This window comes from Pseudomonas sp. 478, from assembly GCF_003254125.1.
In the GTDB taxonomy this organism is placed as follows: Bacteria; Pseudomonadota; Gammaproteobacteria; order Pseudomonadales; family Pseudomonadaceae; genus Aquipseudomonas.
The window spans coordinates 324,765-345,650 of record NZ_QKZG01000006.1 but is presented as its reverse complement, the minus strand read 5'-3'; the positions used below and the strand labels follow the sequence as shown (position 1 = coordinate 345,650).

The following is a 20,886-nucleotide window of genomic DNA, read 5'->3' as shown; positions in this document are numbered from 1 at the left end:
TGTGGACTATGGCAGCGCATCAGGGTTCTGTTTTTCTTGCAAGACCCTCGCCTGCGTTACCCGATCCACCAAATAGACTAGCCCGTGGTAATCAATTCCGCCGTGCTGCGTCAGACCGATTTCACAGGTGCGGCTGGTCGAAATCCCCTCGCTGCACTGCTGCACCGCATCCTTGAGCGTGCGCAACGAATGTGCGTTCAGTTCCGGCGTAGTAAAGCCCTTATCCCCTGCAAAACCGCAGCAGTGAATGCCTTCTGGAATGACCACGTTTTTGCTGCATTTACGCGCCAGTTCAATCAGCGCCTGACTTTCGCCAAGGTGTTGCGTGCTGCAAGTGACGTGCACCGCTATCGGCGCTTCCTGCGGTGTGAAATCGAGGCGATCCATCAAATGTGTACGGATGAAACGCACCGGGTCGTACAGGTCCAGGCGCACATCGCCCAAGTCCTGAACCAGCCGTAACGTACACGGACTGGTGTCGCAATAGATCGGGTCGAGCCCGCCGCGACTGGCGTGCAGCAAGGCGCCGATCAGCTCCTGGCGTTTGTGTTCGGCCTGTTCGGCGTAGCCTTTGGAGGCGAACGGTTGACCGCAGCAGAGGTTGTCCAGGTTGTCCGGAAAGACCACTTGGTAACCGGCCTTTTCCAGCAGCCCACGGGTTTTGTCGTAGAGCGACATTTGTTCTTTATCACCCGCCGCCGGGCCCATTGCCCGCGACACACACGCCGCCAGATACACCACTCGAGGGCGTTCGTCCGACACGATCGGGCTGAAACGAATGGCTTTTTCCGGTTGCGGCATGGCATTGGTCCATTGCGGAACCTGACCCTTGGATAGGCGCGTCAACGTCGCCGACAGTTTTGCCAAGCGTGGAGCCCCCAACAGCATCCGCGCGCCATTTGCCACGTGCAGGGTGAAACGCGCGCCTTGCAGCGCAGTGGCGAAATTAACTTCCAGCCAATTGGCCGTTTTCGTATGAGTTGCCTGCCGACTACGGAGCTTTTTCACCAGCTCGCCGGTGTTGATTCCTACAGGGCAACGTTGCGCGCAGAGGCCGGTGGCGGCGCAGGTGTCGATGCCTTGGTATTCGTAAGCGGCTTCGAGTTCGGTGGTGTCCACGCCAGCGCGTTTCTTCGCTTGAATATCACGCCAGATCACGATGCGCTGGCGCGGGCTCAGGGTCAGGCCTTTCGACGGGCAGACCGGTTCACAGAAGCCGCACTCGATGCACTTATCCACAATCTCATCGGCGGCTGGCAACGGCTTCAGGTGCTTGAGGTGGATCTGCGGATCCTCGCTGAGCACCACGTCCGGGTTGAGAATGCCGTTGGGGTCGAGCAGGCGTTTAAGCTGCCACATCAACTGGTAGGCATCGCTGCCCCATTCCAGTTCGACAAAGGGCGCCATGTTGCGCCCGGTGCCGTGTTCAGCTTTCAGCGAGCCGCCGAACTCCACCGCTACCAGTTGCGCCACGTCGTCCATGAACGCCTGATAGCGTGCGACTTCTTCCGGGTTGTTGAAGCCTTGGGTGAAGACGAAGTGCAGATTGCCTTCCAGAGCGTGTCCGAAAAGGATCGCTTCGTCGTAGTGATGTTTGTCGAACAGCTCGATCAGGCGGTTTACGCCGGTGGCCAGTTGTTCAACCGGGAACGTCACGTCTTCGATGATCACCGTGGTGCCGGTTTTGCGCACGGCGCCGACGGCGGGGAAGGTGTCTTTGCGGATCGCCCAGAGCCGGGCGTTTTCCACCGGGTCTTCGGTGAAGTCGACTTGTTTTTCCACCGGGAAAGAAGTCAATGACGCCATGATGTGCGCCAGTTGTTCCTGTAGCAACATGGACGATGCGGCGCGGGATTCGATCAGCAGCGCGCAGGCATTATCCGACAGCTGTTGTACGAAAGCGGGCATGCCGGGTTTGTCCTGCACCGAACGCAGACTGCGTCGGTCTAGCAGTTCCACGGCCGACACCGGTTGGCTTTTCAGCACAGTCACGGCGTTGCAGCAGGTTTCCACATCCGGAAACACGATCAGCGCTGAGGCCTTGTTCGGATGGTCGATCACCGTGTCGTAAGTCACCGCGCTGATGAAACCGAGGGTACCTTCGGAGCCCACCAGCAAGTGGCTCAAGATATCCACAGGCTCGTCGAAATCCACCAACGCATTGAGTGACAGCCCGGTGGTATTTTTCAGACGGTATTTGTGGCGAATTCTCGCCGCCAGTTCGGCATTGGCGCGGGTTTCGCGGCCCAACGTTGCCAGGCGTTCAAGCAGTGATGCGTGGCTCTCACGAAACGCCGCAACACTCGCCGCATCTTCGGTATCGAGACGGCTGCCGTCGGCCAGCACCAGACGAATGCCAGCCAACGTGTGATAGGTGTTTTGCGCTGTACCGCAGCACATGCCGCTGGCATTGTTGGCGACGATGCCGCCGATTTTGCAAGCATTGATCGACGCCGGGTCCGGGCCGATCTTGCGCCCGAACGGCGCCAGCCACGCGTTGGCCTGTGCGCCGATCACACCCGGTTGCAGACGGATTTGCGTACCTTGCCCGCGAATCTCGCGACCGTTCCAGTTATCCCCCAGCACGATCAACACCGAGTCGCTGATGGCCTGGCCGGACAGGCTGGTGCCGGCGGCGCGGAAGGTCACCGGAACTTGATCCCGTTGCGCGAGTTTGAGCAGCGCCACGACCTCATCTTCCGACTCGACACGAATCACCAGTTTCGGAATCAGCCGGTAGAAACTGGCGTCAGTGCCAAAGGCCAACGTCGACAACGGATCGTCGAAACGTCGCTCTTGGGGAATCAGCTGCTGCGCATCTCGCAGGAAAGCCGCGGGTAGATTCATTGGTCCTCCAGGATCATGACCACGAGGTCTTTCGGACCGTGAGCGCCGTAGGCCAGGACCTGCTCGATGTCAGCGGTTTTTGACGGACCGGACACCAGCAGCGCGTTGGTCGGCATGCCTTGGGCCCACTCGAATTCCTGCTGCACTTGATAGAAGTTGTCGCGGATTTCACTGGCCTTGAGCAGGGCGAAATGCACGGGCGGCACCAGGCTCATCAGGCGCGGCTCTTCCCGCGTCGGCCAGAGAATCAGGCTACCTGTGGCGGCGATTGCACCGAGGGTGCCGGTCAGGCTGGCCGGCGTGTCGTTGAACAGTTCGGTCTTCCATGCTTCAACCGGACGGTCGTAGGATTTGAGCGTTGGCAGATCAGGATTTTTCGTCCAGTGCTGAGTGACGCGTTGCCCGTGAGGCGTAGTCGGTGCAATCAACAAACTCGGCAACTGACGGTCCCGCAACAACTGAGCAAGCAAGGAAGGCCAGCCTTCGCGGGACGTCAGGTGGATTTCGGTGTGTACCGCTTCCATCAGTTTGCGCAGCTGCGGGATGCGTTGCTCGGCGGTGTAGGTGTAGGGCGCTGTCACCAGTTCGACGTCGAACTCGTCAGGCACCGGTGTGGTGCCCGTCAGACTGTTCCGCAACTTGGCGAGGATATTTTGCTTGGCACTCATCAGCGATCTCCCTGTTTGGCCAAATGCTCGCGGGCCATGTCATGCAGTGAGCGGGCAGCGGGTTTCGGTGCGCTGTGGTTTTGCGTCCAGGGACCGACGTTACTGGGTGCCAGTGCTCGCAAGCGAGTGGCGAAGAAGCCGAACAGTCGATATAGCGTGGGTGAGCTGTTGAGCTTCGCCCAGGCATTCCAGATAAACCGTTCTTTGCGCGAGTACTTGCTGCCCTGGCCGCGCATCACTTGATGAGGGCTGTCCGGGGCTTTGACGTTCTCCTCCCGTAGGCGACGCAGCAGTGCCGGAATCGGAATTTTTACCGGACAGACTTCACCGCAGGCGCCACACAGCGACGAGGCGCTTGGGTGGTCCGGGACTTTCGCCAGACCGACCATGTGCGGGGTGATGATTTTTCCGATAGGCCCAGGGTAAACCTCCCCATAGGCGTGGCCGCCGATTCGGGTGTAGACCGGGCAATGATTCATACAGGCGCCACAGCGGATGCAGTTCAGGGTCTGGCGCAATTCGCTGTCGGCGAAGGCCTGGCTGCGACCATTGTCGAGCAATACCAGGTGCACTTCCTGAGGGCCGTCGAGTTCATGTTCCTTGCGTGGGCCGGAGATCATGTTGACGTAGGTGGTGATCGGCTGGCCGAGGGCTGAGCGGGTCAGCAGTGACAGCAGCGGCACCACATCGCGCAGGTTTTCCACGACTTTTTCGATGCCGGTGACGGCGATGTGCACCGGTGGCACGGTGGTGGTCATGCGCCCGTTGCCTTCGTTTTCCACCAGCAGCAAGGTGCCGGTTTCGGCCACGGCGAAGTTGACGCCAGAGACGCCGATGTCCGCTTCGAAGAATTTCTGCCGCAAGACCTTGCGACCGATCTGAATGAGTTGGTCAACGTCCTTGGTGTATTCCACGCCAAGTTTGTCGTGGAACAAGGACGCGACCTGACCAGCATTCTTGTGGATCGCCGGCATAATAATGTGTGAAGGCTTCTCGTGGTCGAGCTGGACGATGTACTCGCCCATGTCCGATTCCAGGCATTCAATGCCCTGTTCAGCGAGGAAGTGATTCATTTCCATCTCTTCGCTGACCATCGATTTGCCCTTGATCACTTGCCGCCCCTCGTGAGCGCGGATGATCGAGAGGACGATGCCATTGGCTTCGTCCACCGTTTCCGCCCAGTGCACTGTCACACCGTTGCGGGTCAGGTTCTGTTCAAGCTGCTCGAGCAGGTCGGGCAACTTGGATAACGCACGGGCACGGACAGCATTGCCCAGCGCTCGCAAATGTTCTCTTTCGTGGGCATCGCTGAAGGACGCTGCCCGTTTGGTCATCAGCGAATCCATCGCCGTGCGAAAGTTATTTCGCAGCTGCTTGTCATCCAGCGCCTTGTGAGCGCGGATGCGAAAATCTTCTTCCACGGCAACCGTAGGAATAATCGCGGAAGCGTTCATAGAACACCTCCGGTTCGCTGCCAAAGGAAACTGGCCAGGTGTTGGCCGCGTAGCGCTTCCTTCTGTTTCTCCAACGAGCCGTTGATGTTCATCAGGCAACCGCAGTCGGCACTCAGTACCTTGTGCGCGCCGGATTCCTTCAACGAGCGGGTCTTGTCAGCCACCATCGCGCCAGAAATGTCTGGCATACGGACGCTGAAAGTCCCACCGAAGCCACAGCATTCACTTTCGTGGCTGTGGTCGACTCGCTCCACGTTACGCAGCTGCGCCAACAACTCGCGGCCATGCAAGTGGGTGTTCATCTCACGACGTGCCGAGCACGACGTGTGCAACGCTACTTTGACTGGCTCGCCGCTGTCCTTGAGCTGCACCTTGCAGACGAACAACAGAAACTCGGCCAGTTCATAAGTCCGGGCAGCCAGCGCCTGAACCTGTTTCAGCGTATCCGGCTCGTCCTTGAACAAGTCGGCGTAGTGTTCGCGCAACATTCCGGCACACGATCCCGACGGCACCACCACCGGATAGTCCCCGGCAAACAGCGCCAGTTGCGAGCGTGCCACGGTCCGCGCCTGCTCGGTGTAACCCGAGGTGTAGGCCGGTTGTCCGCAGCAGCTTTGCCCCTGCGGATACTCGACACGAATGCCTTCGCGTTCCAGCAGGTGAATCGCGTCCATCCCGGCTTCGGGGTAGAACAAATCCACCACGCAGGTTCCGAACAGGTAGACCCGTGACGGTTTCTCGCTGGGGTATTGCCGAGGCTCGGGCAGTGGCGGGGCGACGCGGGTCGCATTCGGCACAGCGTTGTAAAAAAGCTCGCTCATCAGGCGTGTCTCCGGGTGGTCCCGGTTATCCGTCTGTCGAGGCTGCTGAAATATAGAGAGACAAGCTTTCAGCAGCCTTACAGACCGGGTTGTGAATAGCTGACGCCGGAATCGTGGTCCGGCGTCGGTTTTTGCTTTTTATCGTGTAGTACTTAGTGCACCAGCATGCCGGTGAACCAGTAGGCCTGAGCCAGGGTGATCAAACCGACGATGGTTGCAAAGAACAGGCTGTGCTTGAGGGTGAAACGGAACAGATCCGATTCCTTGCCCACCAGACCGGTCGCGGCGCAGGCGACGGCGATCGATTGGGGCGAGATCATCTTGCCGGTCACGCCACCGCTGGTGTTCGCCGCAACCAGCAATACATCGTTGACGCCGATCTGGTGCGCAGTGGTCGCTTGCAGCGAACTGAACAGTGCGTTGGACGAGGTATCGGAACCGGTCAGGAACACACCCAGCCAGCCGAGGAACGGCGAGAAGAACGGGAATGCTGCGCCGGTGCCTGCCAGAACCAGCGCCATGGTCGAGGACATGCCCGAGTAGTTAGTGACGAAGGCAAAGGCGAGCACCATGCCGATGGACAGAATCGGCCAGCGCAGCTCGTAGAAGGTCTCTTTAAAAGTGGTAAGACCAGTTTTGACATTGATCTTCAGTATCAGCATTGAGATCAGTGCGGAGAAGAAAATCGCTGTGCCGGTCGCGGAAATCGGATCGAGTTTGAACACCGCCGGGATAGCGGTCGGGGCGGCCACGATCGGTGCGACCTTGATCACCATTTGGTCCAGGTGCGGGATTGCGAAGTTGAACACCCAGCTGTACATCGACCCGCCAGCGGCAAACATCGCCTTGAAGGGTTTCAAGGTCCAGATGGTCACCAGCACGGTGAGGATCAGGAACGGTGACCAGGCTTTGAGAATTTCACCGAAGCTGTAGGGCGAAGCCACGGTGCTGCGCGGCAGGCCGAAACCGCCAGCGCTGGCGCTCACCACGGAAGCCGAGACGGCACCGACGATGTGTTGGCCTGCGGCGCGTTTCGGTTGCCAGACTTTCAGGAACAGTGTCAGGGAAATCAGGCTGACCAGGGCCGAGGTGATGTCCGGCAGTTCCGGGCCGATGAAGTTCGACGTGAAATATTGGGTGATGGCAAAGCTCAAGCCGGCCACCAGTGCTGCGGGCCAGGTTTCGCGAACGCCGCGCAGGCCATCCATCATGAACACCAGCCAGAACGGCACAAACAGCGACAGCAACGGCAGTTGGCGGCCCGTCATGGCGCCGATCTTGAACGCGTCGATACCCGTAACCTGCCCGGCGACAATGATCGGAATCCCCAGAGCGCCGAAGGCAACCGGTGCGGTGTTGGCGATCAGGCACAGACCCGCGGCGTACAACGGGTTGAAGCCCAGTCCTACCAACAGTGCGGCGGTAATCGCGACCGGCGCACCGAAACCGGCGGCACCTTCCAGGAAGGCGCCGAAGCAGAAGCCGATCAGCAGCACTTGCAGGCGCTGGTCGTCGGTAATCGACAGCACCGAGCTGCGGATCACTTCGAACTGGCCACTCTTGACCGTCAGTTTGTAGAGGAATACCGCCGCCACGATGATCCAGGCAATCGGCCACAGGCCGTAGGCGAAGCCATAGCCGGCGGCGGCGAAGGCCATGTCGACGGGCATCTGGAAGGCGAAGATCGCCACGGCAATGGACAAGGCCAGCGTGATGCTGCCGGCCACGTGTCCTTTGAGTCGGAACACGGCCAATGCCAGGAAGAAAAACACGATGGGGATAACGGCCGCGAGCGCGGACACGCCGAGACTGCCGAGCGGAGAATAGAGCTGTTGCCAGGTTTGCATATGGGGTGGCCCCTAATTGTTGTTGGTCAGGCACTGGTCAGCGTTCTTGGATAATTGGTAATACCAATTTACAATCGCTGTTGGCTAGGGTAAAAGCGTTGTAGGCGGCGTGTCAATTTGCCGCCCTAAAACTTTTGTCGAATGTGCGGTGCAGAAGTCATTTAGTCCGCTCGACCAAATGCCGTCTGGCAGGTGCTGACACAGCCCTGATAGGCCAGAATAGAGACCCCGGCGAGCCGTCGGGATCGTGGAGAAATGAGTTATGGGGTTTGATCAGATTCGTCAGCGCCGTTTGTCTGACGATATTGTCGAGCAGCTCGAGGGGATGATTCTCGAGGGCACACTGAAGGCGGGTGAGCGCTTGCCGGCCGAACGCGCGTTGGCTGAGCAGTTCGGCGTGTCACGCCCCTCGTTGCGCGAAGCGATTCAGAAACTGGCGGCCAAAGGCTTGCTGGTCAGTCGCCAGGGCGGGGGCAATTATGTGGTGGAGTCGCTGGGGTCAACCTTCAGTGATCCGCTGCTGCATCTGCTGGAAAGCAACCCTGAAGCGCAGCGGGATCTGCTGGAATTTCGTCACACCCTGGAAGCCTCCTGTGCCTATTACGCAGCCATGCGTGCTACGGACGTTGATCGCGAGCGATTGACCGCGGCCTTCAACGAATTGCAGGACTGCTATACGCGTCACGATGAGGTAAGTCGGGCGGAAGAGGGCGCGGCGGATGCGAAATTCCACCTGGCCATTGCTGAGGCCAGTCACAACGCGGTGTTGCTGCACACCATTCGCGGGTTGTTCGATCTGCTCAAGCGTAACGTGGTGACCAACATCGGCGGGATGTACAAGCAGCGTACGGAAACCCGCGACATGCTGATCACCCAGCACCGGGAGTTGTACCTGGCGATTATTGAAGGAAGGGCCGAGCAGGCGCGGGAAGTCTCCAGCCGACACATTTTGTATGTGCAGGAAGTGCTGGAAGAAGTGCGTCAGGAAGTACAGCGCATGGCTCGGGCGGAGCGGCGCAAGGGGATGTAGTGATAAGTGGGATGATTGTGGCGAGGGAGCTTGGCTCCCGCTCGACTGCGCAGCAGTTGCCGGCAGTCGTCAAGCGAGGGCTGCTTCGCACCCCAGCGGGAGCAAGCTCCCTCGCCACAGGGCAGAAAGATTAATCTTCCTTGCCCTTGTTGCGCACCGCACGCTGCAACTCGCGACCGGCGTCGCGTTCGCGTTCGGTATCACGCTTGTCGTATTCCTTTTTGCCTTTGCCCAGAGCGATCTCGCACTTGACCATGTGCTTGCTCCAGTACCAGGACAGGCACACGCAGGCGTAACCTTTTTGCTGCACGGCCGTGGCCAGCTTTTCCAGCTCGCGGCGGTTGAGCAGCAACTTTCGGGTGCGGGTCGGATCAGCGATGACGTGGGTGCTGGCGGTCATCAGCGGCGTAATGTGGCTGCCGAGCAGCCAGGCTTCGCCATCCTTGAGCAAGACGTAACTGTCAACCAGTTGCAGCTTGCTTGCCCGCAGACTTTTTACTTCCCAGCCGGCCAGGACCAGACCAGCCTCGAACTTATGCTCGATGAAGTAATCGTGTCGCGCCTTTTTATTTTGCGCGATGGTCCCTGTTGGGTGTTTCTTCTGTTTAGCCATAGGGGCGGCATTATAGGGAGTTGCAAGCGAGTCGGCTACGGTATCGCTACGTGCTTGAGCAGGTTGATTGAATCCCGGACAATGCGGCCTCTTTTTTGAACGCTTGGGCGTGATAACGATGTCGACAGACAAGGTTTCTGTCCACGGCAGTTGGGCTAGCCGCTGGGTCTTCATACTCGCCGCGACCGGTTCGGCCGTGGGCCTGGGTAGTATCTGGAAATTCCCGTACATGGTCGGTGTCTACGGCGGTGGCGCCTTCGTGCTGATGTTCCTGGCCTGTATCGCGCTGATCGGTGTGCCGGTCATGCTAGCCGAAACCTTGATCGGCCGTCGTGCACGTCAAAGCCCGGCCAACGCCTTGAAGGTTTTGGCGCTGGAAGCCGGGCACTCGGGTAAATGGTCCTGGGGCGCATTCGCCGGGATGATCACGGCGTTGCTGATCCTGTCTTTCTATAGTGTGGTGGGCGGCTGGTCGCTGGATTACATCATCGATATGGGCCGTGGCGACTTCCAGGGTGCAACGCCCGACCAGGTTGGCGCTTACTTCGGCAATGTGATCGCTGATCCGTGGCGCCTGACACTTTGGCACACGATTTTCATGCTGCTGTCGGCCGTGGTGATCGCCAAAGGCGTGGTCGCGGGGCTGGAACGCAGCTTGCGAATCATGATGCCGCTGCTGTTTGTGATGGTGATTGTTCTGCTGGGTTACAGCATGACGACCGGGCATTTCATGGAAGGCGTGCATTTCATGTTCGACTTTCACCCGGAAAAAGTACTCGACGGCTTGCTGCCAGCCATGGGGCACGCGTTCTTTTCGCTGAGCGTGGGTGTCGGTTCGATCATGATCTACGGCGCTTATATGCCAAAGAATTCGTCGATTTCCGGCACTATCGTTGGCGTGGCACTGCTCGATACCTTCGTTTCCCTGGTGGCCGGTCTGGCGTTGTTTCCGATTGTGTTCGCTGGCGGTCTGAACCCAAGCGAAGGTCCTGGCTTGATGTTCGTCAGCCTGCCCTTTGCGTTTGGTAACGTAGCGTTCGGCCAGTTGATGGGCGTAGTGTTCTTCGTGCTCGTAGCGATTGCAGCCTGGAGTTCGGCGATTTCCCTGCTTGAGCCGATGGTGGCTTACCTGGTTGAACGCACGAAAATCAGCCGCGCCTGGGTGACTTTTTGGCTGGCCTTCATTTGCTGGTTTGTCGGTCTGGGCACGGTGTTTTCCTTCAATATCTGGAAGGAAGCCAAATTTTTCGTGAACGAAGGCGGGATTTTCCACCTCTATCAATGGGGCGCGGCCGGTGGCCTGGACTTCTTTGGTGTGATCGATTTCTTCACCTCGCGGATCATGTTGCCACTCGGTGGTTTGTGTTTCGTGGTGTTTGCAGGCTGGGTGATGGGCCGTGAAGCGGTACGCGACGAATTGTCGATCCGCAACCCTGCGTTGTTCGCCCTGTCCTTGTTCTTGATGCGCTATGTGGCGCCCATCGGCATTCTCGTAGTATTTGCCGCCCAGCTGTGGAAGTGACGCTGACATGACGACACACATTCAACGTTCGGCCCTGCTGCCGTATCCGGCGCAAGCGCTGTATGACCTGGTCAACGACGTGGCGCGTTACCCGGAATTTCTGCCGTGGTGCTCAACGGCGGAAGTCCTGGAGAGTTCTCCTGAGCATATGCGCGCTAGCGTCGGCGTGGCCAAAGGTGGCCTCAGCCAGCATTTCGTGACGCGCAACACACTGGTGCCCGGGCATTCGATCGAGATGAACCTCGAGGAAGGCCCGTTCAATCAATTGCATGGCGTCTGGGTGTTCAAGCCGTTGGGCGAGAAAGCCTGCAAGATCAGCCTGGACCTGTCGTTTGATTACGCCGGACCGATTGTCCGCGCGACGCTGGGGCCGTTGTTCAATCAGGCGGCCAATACGCTGGTGGATGCCTTCTGCCAGCGCGCCAAGCAGATGCATGGTTGAGGCCATGATCGACGTTGAGGTGGTGTATGCCGCCATAGATCGTCAGGTGCTTCTCTCGGTGACGGTTCCAGCAGGAGCAACCGTGCGGGCGGCTTTGCTGGCATCAGGCATTGGCGAGGCGTTTTCGGAGCTGGATCTGGCCAGTTGCCCGGTGGGGATCTTCGGTAAAGTGATCGCTGATCCGGACAAGTATCCTGTCCAGGCTGGAGATCGCATTGAGATATACCGGCCATTGCTGGCTGATCCGAAAGAAGTTCGTCGATTGCGCGCAGCCAAGGCTGCTGAGGCCAAAAACCGGAGTCAGTGACTCGCTCAAATGCTGGACAATAAAAAACCCGGACATGCCGGGTTTTTTATTGCGTCGCAAATTATTGCGGCGAGGTTTCCAAAGGTTCTGGAGTCGGGACTGGAACGGTTTCTACACCGTCGACATCCTTCTGGATCTGGTCCAGCAACGAACCTGGCTTGACCGGTTTTTCTGGTTTCGGCTTCTCGGCGTTTTCTGTTGGCGCAGCAACTGTAGTGCCGCTGTCCTTGCCGAGAATGGCTTCGTCGCGGCTCACGCCTGGCATGAAATCGCCAGAGAGGCTGACAAGCTGGTCATTTGGGTTGAAGATAACGCTAATGCGTTCCTGTTGGCGTTCGCCGCCACCCGGTTGCAGGCTGTACAGATAATCCCAGCGATCGGCATGGAACGTGTCGGTCAACAGAGGGTTGCCCATGATAAACCGTACTTGCTTGCGGGTCATTCCCGGGCGTAACTGGTCTATCATGTCCTGCGTGACGACATTGCCCTGCTGGATGTCGATTTTGTAAACCCCGGGGAATGAACAACCGGCGAGTGCGAGCAGTCCCACAAAGGTGAAACTGGTTAGCAAGAGCTTGGTGTTTTGCATCGGTGGGCGACTTCCACTATCTTGGCTGGGACAACGTAAACGCCGATCATACCCGCATTAAGAGAAGCTGCGAAGCAGCATCGCGAGAAAGCTGACCATGGTTGAAAATAGCGAACTACGCAAAGCCGGCCTCAAAGTGACCCTTCCACGGGTCAAGATTCTGCAAATGCTCGATTCCGCCGAGCAACGCCACATGAGTGCCGAGGACGTCTACAAGGCGCTGATGGAGGCTGGTGAGGACGTCGGTCTGGCCACGGTTTACCGTGTTCTGACCCAGTTCGAGGCAGCTGGCCTTGTGGTGCGGCACAACTTCGACGGAGGCCATGCGGTCTTCGAGCTGGACGACGGCAAGCATCACGACCATATGGTCAACGTCGAGACCAGTGAAGTGATCGAATTCTTCGACGAAGAAATCGAGCGACTGCAGAAGGCAATCGTCGACAAGTATGGCTTCGAGATGGTTGATCACAATCTTGTGCTGTACGTGCGCAAGAAAAAGTAAGCATGTCGCGCGAACTTAAGGTTCGCGAAACGAGCGAAGGCGACCCCAGGGTCGCCTTCGTGCTTTCTGCCGTTCTTAAATTTTGGCGGTGACGACCATTTTCCTGGCGTGAGCCAGAGATTCCTTTGTAAGGTCGATGCCTCCCAGCATTCGCGCCACTTCTTCGACACGATCGTTCTTGCTCAACTTGGCGACGGCTGTGTGAGTGGCATCTTCGCCGCGCACTTTGTGTACGAATAGATGTTGATGTCCCTGGGCAGCTACTTGTGGCAAGTGAGTGACTGTCAATACCTGCCCGCGCTCCCCAAGTCGCCGCAGCAATTGGCCCACGATTTCGGCGGTCGGACCACCGATACCCACGTCCACTTCGTCGAACACCAGGGTCGGTACGCGGGAGGTCTGCGCGGTGATCACTTGAATCGCCAGGCTGATCCGTGACAATTCGCCGCCGGATGCCACTTTTGCCAGCGCTTTCAAAGGTTGGCCCGGGTTAGCACTCACCAGCAGTTCTACCTGCTCAAGGCCATTGGGTAGCAGTTCATCACTACTGTTGGGGCGCAGCTCGATAGTGAAGCGCCCACCAGGCATGCCCAGTCGCTGGATTTCGTGCTCTACGGCGCTGGCCAGGCTGTTCGAGGCCTGATGGCGCAAATCGCTGAGCTCGCGAGCCTTTTCCTGATAGTGGCGGGCATAGGAGGCCAGTTCATCGCTCAGTCGCTCGATGGATTCGTCGTTGGCATTCAGGGTTTCGATTTCATCCAGCAAGCGCTGCTGCATCTCGGCCACTTCGGTCGGCTGGATGCGGTGTTTGCGCGCCATGGTATAGATCGCATCAAGACGTTCCTCCAGGTACTGAAGACGCGCCGGATCGGCATCGAAGTTATCAAGGAAGCGGTTCAGTTCTCCCACGGCTTCTTCAACCTGGATCTGTGCGCTGGTCAGCAGACTGCTGGCTTCGCCCAGGGCCCCAATCGAATTGTTGACGCTCGAAAGGCGATTGAGGCTGGCAGTGAGGGCGTTCAGTACATTCCCTGAATCACTTTCGCTGCATTGTTCGACCACTTGCCGACAAATGCCCAGCAGGGTTTCGGCGTTGGTCAGGTTCTTGTGTTCCTGCTCCAGCTGCTCCAGCTCACTTTCGCCGAGGCCGAGACTTTCCAGCTCTTCGAGTTGATAACTGAGCAATTGATGGCGAGCGCGCTGCTCATCGCCGGAATTGGAAAGGCGTTCCAGCTCCTGGCGGGTCTGGCGCCAGCGTTGGGCGGCCAGGTGTACCTGACGGGCAAGGTCCGTTGCACCGGCGTATTCGTCGAGCAGGCGGCGGTGCGTGTCGGTCTTGAGCAGGGATTGATGTTCATGCTGGCTGTGGATATCGATCAGCAGTTCACCCAGGGCCTTGAGGTCGCCGAGGGGGCAGGGCGTGCCGTTGATGTAGCCACGTGAGCGCCCTTCGGCGGTGATCACCCGGCGCAGAATGCACGGGCCGTCGCTCTCCAGGTCACGCTCGGCCAGCCAGGCACTGGCTTCCGGGATATCGCCCAGATCGAAGGTTGCCAGGATATCGGCCTTGTCGGCACCGGGACGGACCACGCCGCTGTCGGCGCGATCGCCCAGGGTCAGGCCGAGGGCGTCGAGCATGATCGACTTGCCGGCGCCGGTTTCCCCGGTGATCACGCTCATCCCGCGATCGAGTTCGAGATCGAGATGTTCAACGATGGCGTAGTTATGTACGGACAGGTGCACCAGCATAAAGGCCGCTCCCAGGCTTTAGGTCTGGTTATTTATACAGTGTTTTGTTTCTGGCTGACAATGCCCTCCCTTAGCTCGATTTGCTTGATCCGACGAAATCCTTAGTGCACCAGGGAATGACAATGCAGCTGTTTTTTGTAGGGTTAATAAATAAGCGCCCCTTGAAGCTGAATTTTGCGGCCCCATATAGCTGGGCAGAAGCGCGAGTTGAGCTCGCGGACGATATTGAAAGGAGAAATCTATGGCTGACGAACAGACAGTGGATACGCAAAATCTAGACGCCGATCAGGCTGCCCAGGTCTCGGGTGATGAACTGGCGGCTCGTGTTCAAGTGCTCGAAGAGCAATTGGCTGGCGCTCATGATCAGGCTTTGCGTGTAGCGGCTGATCTGCAGAACGTCCGCCGTCGCGCCGAGCAGGATGTAGAAAAGGCTCACAAGTTCGCACTGGAGAAATTCGCCGGTGACTTGTTGCCGATCATCGACAGCCTGGAGCGCGGTCTGGAGTTGTCCAGCCCGGACGATGAAAGCATTCGTCCAATGCGCGAAGGCATCGAGCTGACCCTGAAAATGTTCCAGGACACCCTGAAGCGTTATCACCTGGAAGCGATCGATCCGCATGGCGAGCCGTTCAACGCCGTTCAGCATCAGGCAATGGCCATGCAGGAAAGCGCCGACGTCGAGCCGAACAGCGTGCTCAAGGTGTTCCAGAAGGGCTATCAGCTCAACGGTCGCCTGCTGCGCCCGGCCATGGTCGTGGTCAGCAAGGCGCCGGCACCGGTTTCGCCTTCGATTGACGAGCAGGCTTGAAATTAGCCGCAAGGCCCCCATTTAGAAGTCAAGCGTTTAAGTGCTACCGCAGATAGCCACCACTGCTGCGGCAACCAAATCCAAAGTTTCGGGAGAGTGAACATGGGCAAAATTATCGGTATCGACCTGGGGACTACCAACTCCTGCGTCTCCGTGCTTGAAAACGGCGTAGCCAAAGTTATTGAAAACGCTGAAGGCACGCGTACCACGCCGTCGATCATCGCTTATGCCAACGATGGTGAAATCCTCGTTGGTCAATCGGCCAAGCGTCAGGCTGTGACCAATCCGCACAACACCCTGTATGCGGTGAAGCGTCTGATCGGTCGTAAGTTCGACGAAGAAGTCGTACAGAAAGACATCAAGATGGTCCCGTACAAAATCGCCAAGGCTGATAACGGCGATGCGTGGGTTGAAGTGAACGGCCAGAAAATGTCGCCGCCACAAATCTCGGCTGAAATTCTGAAGAAAATGAAGAAGACCGCCGAAGACTACCTCGGCGAGCCAGTGACCGAAGCGGTAATCACCGTTCCGGCGTACTTCAACGACAGCCAGCGTCAAGCCACCAAAGACGCCGGCCGCATTGCGGGCCTGGACGTAAAACGTATCATCAACGAACCAACCGCAGCCGCTCTGGCTTACGGTATGGACAAGGCGAAGGGCGATCACACCGTGATCGTTTACGACTTGGGCGGCGGTACTTTCGACGTTTCCGTGATCGAAATCGCTGAAGTCGATGGCGAGCACCAGTTCGAAGTTCTGGCCACCAACGGTGACACGTTCCTGGGCGGTGAAGACTTTGACATTCGTCTGATCGACTACCTCGTTGACGAATTCAAGAAAGAAAGCGGCATGAACCTTAAGGGTGATCCGCTGGCCATGCAGCGCCTGAAAGAAGCCGCTGAAAAAGCCAAGATCGAACTGTCTTCGAGCAATTCGACCGACGTGAACCTGCCGTACATCACTGCAGACGCCACCGGTCCTAAGCACTTGAACGTGAAAATCTCCCGCGCCAAGCTCGAAGCGCTGGTAGAAGACCTGGTTCAGCGCACCATCGAACCTTGCCGCATCGCTCTGAAAGACTCTGGCATCGACATTGGCGCCATCAACGACGTGATCCTGGTCGGCGGTCAGACCCGTATGCCACTGGTTCAGAAGCTGGTGACCGAGTTCTTCGGTAAAGAAGCGCGTAAAGATGTGAACCCGGACGAAGCCGTTGCCATGGGTGCTGCTATCCAGGGCGCAGTGTTGGCCGGTGACGTGAAAGACGTTCTGCTGCTGGACGTTAGCCCGCTGACCCTGGGTATCGAAACCATGGGCGGCGTGATGACCGCGCTGATCGAGAAAAACACCACGATTCCTACCAAGAAATCGCAAGTGTTCTCGACTGCCGACGACAACCAGGGCGCTGTGACCATTCACGTGCTGCAAGGTGAGCGTAAGCAAGCCGCTCAGAACAAGTCTTTGGGCAAGTTCGACCTGGCCGAGATTCCACCAGCACCACGTGGCGTGCCACAAATTGAAGTGACCTTCGACATCGACGCCAACGGCATTCTGCACGTAGGCGCCAAAGACAAGGCTACCGGCAAGACTCAGTCGATCGTGATCAAGGCCAACTCCGGTCTGTCCGAGGAAGAGATTCAGCAGATGATTCGCGATGCTGAAGCCAACGTCGACGCAGATCGCCAGTTCGAAGAGCTGGCAACCGCTCGCAACCAGGGCGATGCGCTGGTTCACTCGACTCGCAAAATGGTCGCAGACGCTGGCGATAAAGTGACTGCTGAAGAGAAGACTGCAATCGAAGCTGCTGTTGTTGCGCTGGAAGCCGCTGTCAAAGGCGACGACAAGGCCGCGATCGAAGCCAAGGTTGAAGAGCTGTCGAAAGTCTCCGCTCCAGTAGCGCAGAAGATGTACGCCGAGCAGGCTCAACCTGCTGAAGGTGCTGCACCGCAAGGCGAATCGGCTGAGAAGGCTGACGACGTCGTCGACGCTGAGTTCGAAGAAGTCAAAGACCACAAGTAAGTTGTTGGTCGGCCGGTTGACTGCCTTTAGGCGGTGACTGGTAGGATGTCGCCGCGCGGGGGCTTGCTCCCGCGTTGGCGTGTCTGGAGTTAGCGAATTTTTACAGCATGCGACAAGGCTCGTGTGTTGGCGGTATGGCCGGGAATGCTCCTGCTTTTCGAGCCGAAAGTACCGCATCGAATTAAAGACCAGGATCGTTGAATTGACGTGAGTTGGGTCCGGGCCTGTATTGGGGCTCAACGAGTTTGGCAAGGCTCAGGAGAGGTTTGCCGAACGTCCTTAAGAGTGCAAAGACTTATGGCAAAGCGTGACTATTACGAAGTGTTGGGTGTTGAGCGTGGCTCAAGCGAAGCAGACCTGAAAAAGGCCTACCGCCGCCTGGCGATGAAGCACCATCCAGACCGTAATCCCGATGACAAAGCGTCGGAAGATATGTTCAAGGAGGCCAACGAGGCCTACGAAGTCCTGTCCGATTCCAGCAAGCGCGCGGCGTACGACCAGTACGGTCATGCCGGTGTCGACCCAAGCATGGGTGGCGGCGGTGCCGGGTTTGGCGGTCAGAACTTCTCCGACATCTTTGGTGATGTCTTCAGTGACTTCTTCGGCGGCGGTCGCGGCGGTTCTCGTGGCGGCGCTCAGCGCGGCAGCGACCTGCGTTACACCCTGGAACTGAATCTGGAAGAAGCGGTGCGCGGTACAACCGTGAATATCCGTGTTCCGACATTGGTCAACTGCAAACCGTGTGACGGTTCGGGTGCCAAGAAAGGCTCCTCGCCGATCACTTGCCCGACGTGTGGCGGTATCGGTCAAGTCCGTATGCAGCAGGGCTTTTTCTCGGTGCAGCAGACATGCCCGCGCTGCCATGGCCAGGGCAAGATCATTTCCGATCCTTGCGACTCGTGCGACGGTCAAGGTCGTGTCGAAGAGTACAAAACCCTCTCGGTGAAAGTGCCGGCTGGCGTTGATACCGGTGATCGAATTCGTCTGTCCGGCGAAGGCGAGGCGGGGGCTCAGGGTGGTCCGACTGGCGACCTTTACGTGGTGATCAACGTGCGTGAGCACGCGATCTTCCAGCGCGACGGCAAGCACCTGTTCTGCGAAGTGCCAATCAGCTTTGTCGATGCTGCGCTGGGTGGTGAGCTGGAGATTCCGACCCTTGATGGTCGAGTCAAACTGAAAATCCCTGAAGGAACTCAGACCGGCAAGCAGTTCCGTGTTCGCGGCAAGGGTGTTGCGCCAGTGCGCGGCGGCGGTGCTGGTGACTTGATGTGTCGTGTGGCGGTCGAAACCCCGGTCAACCTGGGTCGTCGTCAGCGCGAATTGCTGGAAGAGTTCCGCAGTTCGCTGGCGGACGACAACAGCCATTCGCCTAAAACCACAGGTTGGTTCGAAGGCGTGAAGCGCTTCTTCGGCGATTTGTAAGGAGTCGGCATGCGACGTATAGCTGTGATGGGCGCTGCCGGGCGCATGGGCAAGATTCTGGTCGAGGCGGTGCAGCAACGCGCGCCGCTGACCGGGCTGACGGCAGCCATCGTACGCCCTGGCAGTACGCTGATTGGCGTGGACGCTGGTGAGCTGGCCTCGCTGGGGCGTATCGGCGTTCCACTGTCCGGCAATCTGGACGCGGTGGCAGATGAGTTCGACGTGCTGATCGACTTCACGCTCCCGGAAGTCATGCTGAAAAACCTGGCGTTCTGCCGTAAGGCGGGCAAGGCCATGGTGATCGGCACGACAGGGCTGGACGCCGCGCAGAAGCAGCTGCTGGCCGAGGCCGGCAAGGATATTCCGATCGTGTTCGCAGCCAATTTCAGTGTCGGTGTAAACCTGTCGCTGAAGCTGCTCGACATGGCTGCTCGTGTGCTGGGTGATGACGCGGATATCGAGATCATCGAGGCTCATCATCGGCACAAGATCGATGCGCCTTCAGGTACCGCTCTGCGTATGGGTGAAGTCATCGCAAGCGCCCTGGATCGTGATCTGCAGAAGGTCGCGGTGTATGGTCGCGAAGGTCATACCGGTGTTCGCGAGCGTGAAACGATCGGCTTTTCCACTGTTCGCGGTGGTGATGTGGTTGGCGATCATACGGTGCTGTTCGCCTGTGAGGGTGAGCGCCTGGAGATCACGCATAAAGCGTCCAGTCGCATGACCTTCGCCAAAGGCGCGGTACGTGCTGCGTTGTGGCTGGACGGTCGTGAGCCGGGTCTTTACGACATGCAAGACGTACTCGATCTGCGTTAAGATGCGCCCGAAATCGGGTTCAAATCGTGAGTTTGAGCCCGGTTTTACTCCGCCAAGCGACGTCCTGTCGCATTCCCCGGCCTTTAAGGCTCATTGGCGGTAGACCAAAAATGCCTTTTTCTGTAAGCTACAGCTTTAGTGTGTCCACTAAAAGCGCGCAGAATTATTCGGTGAAGAAGCGGGGTGACGTGTCCATACGTCACTCCGCTTTTTTACAACCTGCGATCGCCCTTTCAGGCTTTATTTACGGGAGGTCTTCTTGACTAAGCCAGCCATACTCGCCCTTGCTGATGGCAGCATTTTTCGCGGCGAAGCCATTGGAGCCGACGGTCAAACCGTTGGTGAGGTGGTGTTCAACACCGCCATGACCGGCTATCAGGAAATCCTTACCGATCCTTCCTACGCCCAACAGATTGTTACCCTGACTTACCCGCACATCGGCAACACCGGCACCACGCCGGAAGACGCCGAGTCCGACCGCGTCTGGTCCGCTGGCCTGGTTATCCGTGACCTGCCACTGGTTGCGAGCAACTGGCGTAACACGATGTCTCTGTCCGACTACCTGAAAGCCAACAACGTTGTGGCAATCGCCGGTATCGACACTCGCCGCCTGACACGCATCCTGCGTGAAAAAGGCGCGCAGAACGGCTGCATCATGGCCGGTGACAACATTTCCGAAGAAGCCGCCATCGCCGCCGCCCAGGGTTTCCCTGGTCTCAAAGGCATGGACCTGGCGAAAGTCGTCAGCACCAAAGAGAAGTACGAGTGGCGCTCGACTGTCTGGGATTTGAAAACCGACAGCCACGCGACTATCGAAGCCTCCGAGCTGCCGTACCACGTGGTTGCCTACGACTACGGCGTCAAGCTGAACATCCTGCGCATGCTGGTCGAGCGCGGTTGCCGCGTGACCGTAGTGCCTGCACAGACACCAGCAGCTGAAGCGCTGGCATTGAAGCCGGACGGCGTGTTCCTGTCCAACGGCCCTGGTGATCCGGAGCCTTGCGACTACGCGATCCAGGCGATCAAAGATGTGCTGGAAACTGACATTCCGGTGTTCGGTATCTGCCTCGGTCACCAACTGCTGGCCCTGGCCTCCGGCGCCAAGACCCTGAAAATGGGTCACGGTCACCACGGTGCCAACCACCCGGTCCAGGATCTGGATACCGGTGTGGTGATGATCACCAGCCAGAACCACGGTTTTGCGGTAGACGAAACGACCCTGCCAGCCAACGTTCGCGCGATCCACAAATCGCTGTTCGACGGCACCCTGCAAGGTATCGAGCTTACCGACAAGAGCGCCTTCAGCTTCCAGGGTCACCCTGAAGCCAGCCCTGGCCCGAACGACGTAGCACCACTGTTTGATCGCTTCATCAATGAAATGGCCAAGCGACGCTAATCGCTCGCCGTGATGTAGCAAAGCTTGGGGGCGG

Annotated in this window: 18 protein-coding genes; 10 read left to right on the top strand and 8 right to left on the bottom strand. The window is 58.3% G+C overall.

The window, feature by feature from the left end:
• Positions 1-6 precede the first annotated feature (6 nt).
• The 5 genes from DFS28_RS15350 to DFS28_RS15330 all read right to left on the bottom strand — a co-directional run bounded on the left by DFS28_RS15350 (position 7) and on the right by DFS28_RS15330 (position 7,637).
• Positions 7-2,847, bottom strand: coding sequence for an FAD-binding and (Fe-S)-binding domain-containing protein (locus tag DFS28_RS15350; RefSeq protein WP_111450478.1), 2,841 nt, complete (start codon positions 2,845-2,847; stop codon positions 7-9).
• Positions 2,844-3,515 carry a lactate utilization protein C gene (locus DFS28_RS15345; protein ID WP_111450477.1) on the bottom strand — a complete coding sequence of 224 codons (672 nt, stop codon included), beginning with the start codon at positions 3,513-3,515 and terminating at the stop codon, positions 2,844-2,846. Before DFS28_RS15345 ends, DFS28_RS15350 begins: the two co-directional genes overlap by 4 nt.
• The gene (locus DFS28_RS15340) at positions 3,515-4,969 is read right to left on the bottom strand and encodes a LutB/LldF family L-lactate oxidation iron-sulfur protein (protein WP_076028708.1); all 1,455 of its coding nucleotides are present in this window, start codon (positions 4,967-4,969) and stop codon (positions 3,515-3,517) included. Before DFS28_RS15340 ends, DFS28_RS15345 begins: the two co-directional genes overlap by 1 nt.
• A complete protein-coding gene (locus tag DFS28_RS15335; protein ID WP_111450476.1) occupies positions 4,966-5,790 on the bottom strand; it encodes a (Fe-S)-binding protein in 825 nt (274 codons plus the stop codon). Before DFS28_RS15335 ends, DFS28_RS15340 begins: the two co-directional genes overlap by 4 nt.
• 152 nt (positions 5,791-5,942) lie before the next feature.
• Entirely contained in the window at positions 5,943-7,637 is a 1,695-nt protein-coding gene (locus DFS28_RS15330) for a lactate permease LctP family transporter (RefSeq protein ID WP_111450475.1), read from the bottom strand.
• A 262-nt stretch (positions 7,638-7,899) separates the two neighbouring features.
• Between DFS28_RS15330 and DFS28_RS15325 the strand changes: the two genes are divergently transcribed.
• The gene (locus DFS28_RS15325) at positions 7,900-8,667 is read left to right on the top strand and encodes a GntR family transcriptional regulator (RefSeq protein WP_008149047.1); all 768 of its coding nucleotides are present in this window, start codon (positions 7,900-7,902) and stop codon (positions 8,665-8,667) included.
• A gap of 130 nt (positions 8,668-8,797) precedes the next feature.
• On the opposite strand, the gene smpB is transcribed toward DFS28_RS15325, so the two are convergent.
• On the bottom strand, positions 8,798-9,280 hold the full coding sequence (gene smpB, locus DFS28_RS15320; protein ID WP_008149046.1) for an SsrA-binding protein SmpB: 483 nt from the start codon (positions 9,278-9,280) through the stop codon (positions 8,798-8,800).
• Positions 9,281-9,398: 118 nt separating this feature from the next.
• On the opposite strand from smpB, the gene DFS28_RS15315 reads away from it, so the two are divergent.
• Genes DFS28_RS15315 through DFS28_RS15305 form a run of 3 tightly spaced genes read left to right on the top strand, consistent with a single transcriptional unit; the run spans position 9,399 to position 11,551 of the window.
• Positions 9,399-10,802, top strand: a complete 1,404-nt coding sequence (locus DFS28_RS15315; RefSeq protein WP_111450474.1) for a sodium-dependent transporter — start codon at positions 9,399-9,401, stop codon at positions 10,800-10,802.
• Between the two features lie 7 nt (positions 10,803-10,809).
• A complete protein-coding gene (locus tag DFS28_RS15310) occupies positions 10,810-11,244 on the top strand; it encodes a type II toxin-antitoxin system RatA family toxin (protein WP_008149044.1) in 435 nt (144 codons plus the stop codon).
• Positions 11,237-11,551, top strand: coding sequence for an RnfH family protein (locus DFS28_RS15305; RefSeq protein WP_111450473.1), 315 nt, complete (start codon positions 11,237-11,239; stop codon positions 11,549-11,551). The genes DFS28_RS15310 and DFS28_RS15305 overlap by 8 nt, the downstream gene beginning before the upstream one ends.
• A gap of 61 nt (positions 11,552-11,612) precedes the next feature.
• On the opposite strand, the gene DFS28_RS15300 is transcribed toward DFS28_RS15305, so the two are convergent.
• Positions 11,613-12,140: an outer membrane protein assembly factor BamE gene (locus tag DFS28_RS15300; RefSeq protein WP_033058138.1), complete on the bottom strand. Its 528-nt coding sequence runs from the start codon at positions 12,138-12,140 to the stop codon at positions 11,613-11,615.
• 97 nt (positions 12,141-12,237) lie between these two features.
• Between DFS28_RS15300 and fur the strand changes: the two genes are divergently transcribed.
• Complete coding sequence (gene fur, locus DFS28_RS15295) at positions 12,238-12,642, top strand: ferric iron uptake transcriptional regulator (RefSeq protein WP_003197684.1); 405 nt, start codon at positions 12,238-12,240, stop codon at positions 12,640-12,642.
• Positions 12,643-12,717: 75 nt separating this feature from the next.
• Here the strand turns inward: fur and recN are convergent, their stop codons facing one another.
• Positions 12,718-14,391: a DNA repair protein RecN gene (recN, locus tag DFS28_RS15290; RefSeq protein ID WP_111450472.1), complete on the bottom strand. Its 1,674-nt coding sequence runs from the start codon at positions 14,389-14,391 to the stop codon at positions 12,718-12,720.
• 241 nt (positions 14,392-14,632) lie between these two features.
• Here recN and grpE point away from each other — a divergent pair, with 241 nt between their 5' ends.
• The 5 genes from grpE (at position 14,633) to carA (ending at position 20,852) form a co-directional block, all read left to right on the top strand.
• The gene (grpE, locus tag DFS28_RS15285) at positions 14,633-15,199 is read left to right on the top strand and encodes a nucleotide exchange factor GrpE (protein ID WP_111450471.1); all 567 of its coding nucleotides are present in this window, start codon (positions 14,633-14,635) and stop codon (positions 15,197-15,199) included.
• Positions 15,200-15,301: 102 nt separating this feature from the next.
• Positions 15,302-17,218 (top strand): molecular chaperone DnaK, encoded by a 1,917-nt coding sequence (dnaK, locus tag DFS28_RS15280; protein WP_008149038.1) that lies wholly within the window; start codon positions 15,302-15,304, stop codon positions 17,216-17,218.
• Positions 17,219-17,515: 297 nt separating this feature from the next.
• Positions 17,516-18,640 carry a molecular chaperone DnaJ gene (dnaJ, locus tag DFS28_RS15275; protein ID WP_008149037.1) on the top strand — a complete coding sequence of 375 codons (1,125 nt, stop codon included), beginning with the start codon at positions 17,516-17,518 and terminating at the stop codon, positions 18,638-18,640.
• Between the two features lie 9 nt (positions 18,641-18,649).
• Positions 18,650-19,456, top strand: coding sequence for a 4-hydroxy-tetrahydrodipicolinate reductase (gene dapB / locus DFS28_RS15270; protein ID WP_111450470.1), 807 nt, complete (start codon positions 18,650-18,652; stop codon positions 19,454-19,456).
• Between the two features lie 259 nt (positions 19,457-19,715).
• Positions 19,716-20,852, top strand: a complete 1,137-nt coding sequence (carA, locus tag DFS28_RS15265) for a glutamine-hydrolyzing carbamoyl-phosphate synthase small subunit (RefSeq protein WP_111450469.1) — start codon at positions 19,716-19,718, stop codon at positions 20,850-20,852.
• Positions 20,853-20,886: the final 34 nt, after the last annotated feature.